We start from the raw sequence: 2,732 nt of genomic DNA on the forward strand, positions 1-2,732 counted from the left end.
TCGGCGGCGACTTTCTGATCAACGGGTTTCTTGCTCATCTTCGCTCCTTGAAAGCTACGATGTGCCAGAAACCCTCCCGTCATCAATCAACCAAATCTGTCCCATAGGCCCTGACGCCTGACAGTGCTTTGGCGCTCGACATTCCGGATCCTGCGCAACGGCGTGACATCGCCCGGGCCATCACCGCCGCGGCCGAACAGCATGAGAGCATGGGCATGAGCCTGAAACAGGCCCAGGAGGCCAAGGCGCGGCTGCCGGATCTGAACGCGGGTGAGGGCAGGCGCGAGGCGGAGCACCCGCAATCATCTGACCGCGAGGATCGGGAACGCGAACGCTAGGGTCACGGACAAAGGAGGGCAGGGCTGTGGAGATCGACGAGGGCAAGATCGACGACTGTATGCTCGCCTTGCTCGTCGCGAGCTATTTGGCCCGCCCCTTGCTTCTGTCACGTGCCATCATTGCGTCGTGATGGAAGCGGTGCCTTTTGTCTTGCCAGAAACTGGTCCTTCGATTGGGATAGAAAAGTGTGCGGAAAGCAGGAGGAAATTTCCAGATGTCCAAATCCCTGACCAAGGCTGAACTGATCACTGAACTTGCCAGTCGCGCGGGTACCGAAAAGAAGGCGGCAAGCGCGATCATCGAGGCGCTCAGCGAGCTGATCCATGATCAGGTGGTTGCGGGTGGTGCGATCACCATCCCGGAAGTCGGCAAGATCTATTGCCGCGATCGTGCCGCACGCACTGTGCGCAATCCTTCGACCGGCGCGGCAATTGAGAAGGACGCCGATCGGGCGGTGAAAATGACCTTTGCCAAGACGATCAAGGACAAGGTGAACGCCTGAGTTCGCGCGGTAGCTCAATAAGGCGCGTCGCTCGCGCGACGCGTCTCTCGAACCCAGAATTGCGTCTGGGTGCCAGCCCGCTCGGCGCGCCGAAAATTCTCGCAGGAAAAGCAAAATGGGCGGAAGGCCGCCTTTTGCAACAGCAGCGCCGCACGGGTTGGGTTCGCTAAAAGAAGACTTTCGCCTGCGAAGTGACGATACGGTGGTGCGGCACTCAGCTAGAAAAGGGTGCCGAGAACTTTCCATGTCTGTTCGACGATTGGAATGCCGGGGCTGGGTGGCTGGCCCCGCACGGGAAACTGTATGAATTCTCCCTCGCCGGTCTGACCAACATTCTCAAGATAGTAGATGGCCTCAGACCCTGGCATCGATTTCCCTAGCCGCTTGAGATAGGCAAAATACTCCCCTGAAAACTCGTCGGCCTTGGTGACAATCGCTAAGATGCGCCCATCGAGTAGCGCAAGGTCGGGCGCGGGACCCAAGAGGACATGCCCCGCATCCAGCGCGACAGGGAAAGCACTATCGCCCACGACACCAGCCGCAGCGACGACCTGCTCGAGGATCGGCGAACGATCAGTCTCTATTGCCTCATCCTGCGATCTCGCGGCCTTGCCTTCATCAAATAGTACACCGATCACCTTGCTCAGGTGCGCGTTGCTGCGCTGAACAAAGTGAGTCTGCGGGATGCGGGGGTTTGTCGATGGGATCGTCTCCAGGGCAATCCTCGAACGATCCGCCCTATCGAGTCCAATCCTCCTAGCATAGGTCTTGCCAGCAGTGCGAACAATCGCGAGATCGCCATTTTTCACTTCGGCCGTCGCCGACACGATCAGGGTTTGACTAGGGAAAGCAATCATCCCCAGTGTAGGCGCCCGCAACGTGAACAGCGAAATGTCGCCAAGCGACAACAGGTCTAGTTGGTCCGCCGCTTGATCAACGGTGGTGAGCGGTGCTCCGGCCGCACGGGCGGCCAGTCTGCCAACAACTGGTATCGCGGCAGTTCGAAGCGGTATCAGGGTTAGCGGCGGAACGGCCTGAGCCTCAGCAACAGCTTCTTCTAGCGGCAACCTTCCCATGAATCTTGCGTAGGCGAGCCAACAGGCGTCAATCGCTGAGAACACATCTTCATAGCCTAGATTAACGATCTCGGCCTCGGCTGGTGTAATCTGATCGGCGCGCCCGTGGTGCGCTTTGTTAATGACGTCTCGAAAGGGGGCCCCGGGCTTCAGCGATTGCAATTCCAACAACCGCCGAAATGGTTCTTCGTTGAACGGTCTTTCGCCGCGATTGCGGGCGTTCGCGATTTTACTAAGCAGATCACCCATCGTCGGGTCATGGAGGACCGCTGGATCAGAAGCGAGCAAGTCCCATAGCTTGATCTCTATGCGTACCCGTACTGGATGGACGAACTCTCGAGCAAGACCCGTGTCGTTTGGGTCGATTTTCTGCCAGCGATCGCACCGAATTCGCACCTCGTCCGCAACTGGCGCAAGACTTAAAGTGCATTTTGATGTCGAGATGGCAGAGAATTCCCAAGTTTCAGTCCGCGCCAAACCTGTCGCACGCTTGTCTGCAGCGACGAATGCCTCGATGGTCTGAATGAACCCAAAATCGTTGCTTACGATTAATGGATTGATGCCTTCGGCGATCAGATATGGCACCGTGGCAGCCAGGTTCGCGACGTTACCGGGATCAAGCAGGTCCTGCGGATCATCCATCAGAACGGTCGAAATGCCACCAGATCTGGACCAGACTTGCTGCCAAAGAGCTAGGGTCCGTGGACATTCAGGATTCCCATCCTGCGTGATTTCTGATTCAGGCTTCCCAAAGGGAGTTCTGAATGGACGAGCAGCGGTTTGTGATGACGGATGAGGTTTGGGCGCGCCTTGAA

The 2,732-nt window shown here is 57.6% G+C and carries 3 protein-coding genes; 2 read left to right on the forward strand and 1 reads right to left on the reverse strand.

What is annotated here, in order from left to right; genetic code table 11:
• The first annotated feature begins 128 nt into the window (after positions 1 to 128).
• Together ESZ60_RS20435 and ESZ60_RS20440 are read left to right on the forward strand one after the other, a co-directional pair.
• Entirely contained in the window at positions 129 to 338 is a 210-nt protein-coding gene (locus tag ESZ60_RS20435; RefSeq protein ID WP_134682482.1) for a hypothetical protein, read from the forward strand.
• Between the two features lie 215 nt (positions 339 to 553).
• The gene (locus tag ESZ60_RS20440) at positions 554 to 841 is read left to right on the forward strand and encodes an HU family DNA-binding protein (RefSeq protein WP_134682483.1); all 288 of its coding nucleotides are present in this window, start codon (positions 554 to 556) and stop codon (positions 839 to 841) included.
• Between the two features lie 218 nt (positions 842 to 1,059).
• On the opposite strand, the gene ESZ60_RS20445 is transcribed toward ESZ60_RS20440, so the two are convergent.
• A partial coding sequence (locus ESZ60_RS20445) for a hypothetical protein (RefSeq protein WP_209021385.1) occupies positions 1,060 to 2,732 on the reverse strand: 1,673 nt, incomplete at its 5' end.

The organism is Paracoccus ravus, assembly GCF_004522175.1.
Classification (GTDB): domain Bacteria; phylum Pseudomonadota; class Alphaproteobacteria; order Rhodobacterales; family Rhodobacteraceae; genus Paracoccus; species Paracoccus ravus.